Origin of the sequence: Bartonella sp. MM73XJBT.G, assembly GCF_028618435.1 — a bacterium.
GTDB lineage: Bacteria > Pseudomonadota > Alphaproteobacteria > Rhizobiales > Rhizobiaceae > Bartonella.
Map to the genome: position 1 here is coordinate 1 of NZ_JAQISW010000038.1, position 5,227 is coordinate 5,227.

At 33.2% G+C, this 5,227-nt stretch carries 2 protein-coding genes, 1 tRNA gene and 1 pseudogene; 3 read left to right on the forward strand and 1 reads right to left on the reverse strand.

Going from position 1 to position 5,227, the window contains the following annotated elements:
- Positions 1-56: 56 nt before the first annotated feature.
- A complete protein-coding gene (locus PVV59_RS09155; RefSeq protein ID WP_254475344.1) occupies positions 57-269 on the forward strand; it encodes a hypothetical protein in 213 nt (70 codons plus the stop codon).
- Positions 270-533: 264 nt separating this feature from the next.
- The gene (locus tag PVV59_RS09160) at positions 534-2,603 is read left to right on the forward strand and encodes a hypothetical protein (protein WP_273755798.1); all 2,070 of its coding nucleotides are present in this window, start codon (positions 534-536) and stop codon (positions 2,601-2,603) included.
- A gap of 45 nt (positions 2,604-2,648) precedes the next feature.
- Here PVV59_RS09160 and PVV59_RS09165 read toward each other — a convergent pair.
- Positions 2,649-3,806 (reverse strand): annotated as a pseudogene (locus PVV59_RS09165) (tyrosine-type recombinase/integrase).
- Positions 3,807-4,968: 1,162 nt separating this feature from the next.
- Between PVV59_RS09165 and PVV59_RS09170 the strand changes: the two are divergent.
- Positions 4,969-5,058: transfer RNA gene (locus tag PVV59_RS09170), tRNA-Ser, on the forward strand.
- The last annotated feature ends 169 nt before the right edge of the window (positions 5,059-5,227 follow it).

Below are 5,227 nucleotides of genomic sequence, written 5' to 3' on the forward strand. Positions count from 1 at the left end.
AGCAAGAGATATCTTAAAACATAACACCCTAGGTGAACGTTTGTGTGGATGGGAACATGGCTAGAAGAAAAACAAGAGACGATATAGAGCTTACAGAAGCGGAAAAAGAAATCCTTCAAGAAATCATCATGACCTACAAAAGTGTAAAAGTGATGTCGCGTTATACGAAATGGATTGTACTCATTATACTCTTATTAGCGCTTGATTTTTCACGTATCCTAGATGCTATAGAGAATATTTTTACACAAAAACCAAATATCCGACTCTAAACATACTCTGAGACGCGCGAAATTTTAGCCAATAGATTTTCCATTTTGCACGTCTCATAGAGGCAATCAATAATGCCTTTGCGCATTTTACAGTGGTTTTCAAAGAATTAGCCTTTAAATTAACTTGTTTCATGGATTTAAAGATTCTAATAGCGTATACTAGGTATGATTAGCTTCGAAATTCTAGTTCTTTAAAGACTAGAAGAAAGTCGGATTTTTATAAAACGACACGATTGCTTGTCTTATATAGATCGGGGGGAGATAATGAAAACAAATTTAAGTGGACGGGTAAGAAATACATCTTTACCAGAAAATCATGCTCTACTGCCTCTTTTTGAAGCAATTGTAAATTCTATTCATTCCATTGAAGAAATAGGAAATGATTTTTCCTCAAGCTACATTACAATTTCAGTCATAAGATCAGAGCAAGCTTTACTACCACTTGAAGGCACTGAAAAACTAAACAAAACACAAATTATAGGTTTTAAAGTAATCGATAATGGTACAGGCTTTAATGATCATAATTTTCAATCATTTGAAACTTTAGATTCAGATTATAAGATAGAAAAAGGTTGCCATGGTATAGGACGACTTTTATGGCTTAAAGCTTTTGATAATATAGAAGTCAGAAGCATTTATGAAACAGATAAAGGGTTAAAAGGACGCGCATTTTTATTTGATACTGCCGCAGGTATAAAAGCATTAAAGGATTTTCAAAATAATTGTGCAAAAAGAGAAACTGTTGTCGAATTAAAAGATCTGAAAAAAGAATATCAAGTTCATATTCCTAAAACGCTACAATCTATTGCAAAAGCACTTTTAGAACATTGTCTCTGGTATTTTGCAAGAACCGGTGGTTGTCCCTCTATAACTATTGAAGATGACTCGGAAAAGATATTATTGAATGATCTGTATAAACAATGCATGCATGGAGACGTTTTTAATGAAGAAATCCAAATTGGAAATGATATTTTTTCTATTATGCATATTAAATTTAGATCCTTACCTTTAGAAAATCAGGCTTTATATTTTTGTGCAGGCAATAGGGTTATTACAAAAGAAAAATTATCTAAGAAAATTCCTGGTATGCAATCAAAACTACAAGATGATAGGGGTGAATTTATCTACTCTTGCTACATAAACTCCCCTTTTTTGGATAAGAGAGTACGTTCTGAAAGAATAGGTTTTGATATTGAAGAAAAGATTGAAGATAAACAAGAAAATTTATTTGAAAGAATAAAAATATCATTTCCGATAATACGGCAAGCTATATATGAAAAAATTCAAGAATATTTAGCTGTAGAGTTACAGCAAAACATTCAAAACAGTAAGGAGATAGTTGAAAAGTTCACACATAAAGTACCACGCTATCGTCCACTCCTAAACTATTTAACAGACAGTGACTATATGATTTCTCCTACAATAAAGGATCCAGAATTAGAGCTATATTTGCATGAACGTTTCGCTAGAATAGAAAATGAAATTTTAAAAGAAGGTCATAATGTTTTAGCAGTTCAACAAGGAGAAAATTCAGACAGTTATACTGCAAGAGTTAATAAATATGTAAATGCTGTAGGTGATCTTAAAAAGTCCGATTTGGCAAATTACTTATTCCACAGAAAAACGATCATAGAACTTTTGAAGGAATCTTTAAATTCTCTTTCTGAAGATGATAAAAAATATGTTAAAGAAGACGTTATTCATCAACTCATAGTACCGATGAAGTGTGATTCTAATTCCGTAGCTATGAATAATTGTAACTTGTGGTTAATAGACGAAAAATTAGTATTCCATGATTATTTAGCTTCTGATCTCCCATTAAAAAAAATGCCCATTACAGGATCTATGGAAAAGGAAAGACCTGATATATGTAGTTTAGAATTGTGTGATAATTCTATCTATTGCAATCCTTTATTAGTATCAGATAGCAAAGGGGATTCAGAATATTCTCCTTTGGCATCTCTTACTATAGTAGAAATTAAACGTCCCATGAGAAATGATGCAAAAGCTGGTATTGAAACAGATCCTATTGAGCAGGTCTTTACTTATTTAGAAAAAATTCGTGACGGTAAAGTATTTACCCCTAAAGGGCGTCAAATAAATTTGGAGGGAAAAGTTCCCGGTTATTGTTATATTATCTGTGATTTAACTCCTAGCATAAGAAAGTGTTGCACACGTTGGGATTTAACAGAATCAGGCGATCGTATGGGATATTTTGGATATCACAAGAGCTATAAATCCTATATAGAGGTGATTTCATTTGATAAGCTCATAGTTGACGCCGAAAAAAGACATAAGCGATTCTTTGAAGCTTTAGGGTTACCATTAGGATAGAATAAGGACAATTATATCTTTACTCTAATGGCTGTGAATACTTTATCAAGTCGCTCCTGTTATAAATGCAGCCCACTGTTCCAAGAGAACATGTCGCTGTTCTAAAAAATCCGTTCGCATATAAGCTTTTGTCACTGAACTCCCAACGGAATGCGCAAGAACAGTTTCGGCAATCTCAAAAGGCGTTGACGTTGTTTCTGCTATCCAATCCCGTAAACTTGAACGGAAACCATGAGGACGATAAGTAAAACCACAAACTGTCATATATTTTGACATGCTTGCATCAGAAATTGGCTTGCCTGTAAGACCAGAAAAGAGAAAACCTTTTTTCTCAAAAGGGAGAGATCTTTCAATCACTTTCAAAGCTGCATGACTTAATGGCACGCGAAAATCTGAAACTTTTCCCACAATACCCTTCATATTGTCTTTTGGTATTGTCCATATATTTTTATCTATTTGTTCAAGACGCAAATATCGCAATGGATATGACCGTACTCCAGTCAAAATAAGGAGCTTCAAGGCTAAATTTGAAAGAATCTTATCATCTAAATTCTGATAGAAAGCTGGAACTTCTTGCCATGGCATAGCAGGAATATTTGTTGATGTAACACGGGGCTTTCCTAAAAGAGCACGTGCTTTTATACAGGCTTGTAGATCAACATCCAAACCAAGAGCTGCAGCATATTTCAAGCAAATGTTAATACGATTAAGTGCTTTTCGTGCTGTATCTGCTTTTTCATGCCAAAGGGGTGAGAGAACATTGCGAATGATATTGGCTGTTAATTATTCTATAGGCAAATTCCCTATACGTGGGATAACATGTAACTCCAGCGGAGAAAACCAACGCCCATTTTTGCCTTCATTTTTTAATTCGGCTTTTTTACTTTCAAAAGCCGCTTTTGCAATCTCACTGAATATGTTGCTTTGCTGTTTTAAGACGGTTTGTTCTCGAAAGACAATAGGATCATTGCCTTCTTTAAGAATAGCACTATAATATCTTGTAAGCTCACGCGCTTCTTTTAAAGAGAGTTTCGTAACAAGACCAAGTCCCATTTCACGGCGCTTATTGTGATGTGTATAGCGAAAAAACCAAGAACGTGTATTGTCTTTTCGAACATTCAACCACAGCCCTGCCCCGTCACAATATTTACCCTGCGGAGACGTCTTTACGAATGATGCTGATAACCGATGAATCGCCCTCACTTAACGTCCCCTCTCGTCCACCTTTTCAAGCATTGCTCGTCCACCTTTTTTGGTCCACCTTTTAGACCACCTTTAATTTCTGATTTGAGATTTTTCCTTTAATGCTTACTTTTTTTATTGAATCATAAAAAGCTATAGACATCAATACGCCCTTACACATCTTTATATACTTTGAATCTTGTTGCTAAAGCCTGATTCGCTCTCTGGGGGCACCATGCTCTTTTTTATCCAAAATAAGCTATTGGTTTTTCATACATTTTTTTAGCGTTAAGGGCGCTAGAATAAAAGTAAGGATGTGGGCTTTGAAAGTCTGTATGTTAAGATTTATGCTCTTTGCCTATTTCAATTAGCATTTTTAGAATCGCTTTCCATCTCTTTTACATCTATATATCATTCAAAGAATTAAAAATATTATTGTAGAATCTTTGATTATTTCATAAAAGGACTTTTCCCTATTAATCTAGGTGTATCTCTCAATAAGCTTTTTTCTATTCACATTAACTTACCACTAATTTTATAGAAAAAGCGTTATAAATATATCTAATTTTTAGTCGTACTTGGAAAAAGTTTTACACTGTCAATACAAATCTTGCGTAAAATTTTATTCAATTAATATAAAAATGAAAAAACTACTGTTAATCAATGAAAATTTTACTATGATTCTTACTTAAATTTTTCAGCTTTTCTCTATGAGAGTAAATCAGCTGTTTTCTTAAAGTTAATTTTTAACTGTAGTAGATATCTACATATTTTTATTAAAAAATTAAAATCTTTTAAAGAGTTTTCATATTAAATCATACTTATTTAAAATCAATATAAACTCATCATGATTAATATGTGTCATTCTCACAAATTTATGTTTTCTTAACTATCAGAAGAATAAGATATTCTTTTCGCACAACATAAATGATTTTTAGAGATTTTAAAAATATTGCTTTATGAAAAAACTTTTAAACAGGAAAACGAAATGATAAAAGTCATATTTGTCTTCATTAAGAATTATTATGTTTAAAAATAAAATTATTAAGATAGCTCACTCAAAGAATTGACTTATGAGGAGTTATTTTGCTTGAAACTTAAATAATTTTACAAAAACGCTTTAGAATGCGCATTAAAATGATTGACCTTTTGCAAGAACTTTGTAAAAAGACGTATTTGTTTTGGAGGGGTGGCCGAGCGGTTTAAGGCACCGGTCTTGAAAACCGGCGTGCAGGAGACTGTACCGTGGGTTCGAATCCCACCCCCTCCGCCACAGCACTTTTATCATGCTATAACTTATTGATTTTATAGCTGTTGTAGCTTGCCAGCGGGTTTTGTATATTTTGCCACCAGGTTTTGTACCAATTTATTTTGTTTCACATGATTTTTAAGGGGTTCTCAAAGGGTTTTTAAAGGCCTTTCAAAGGGTGTTTTAAGATTCG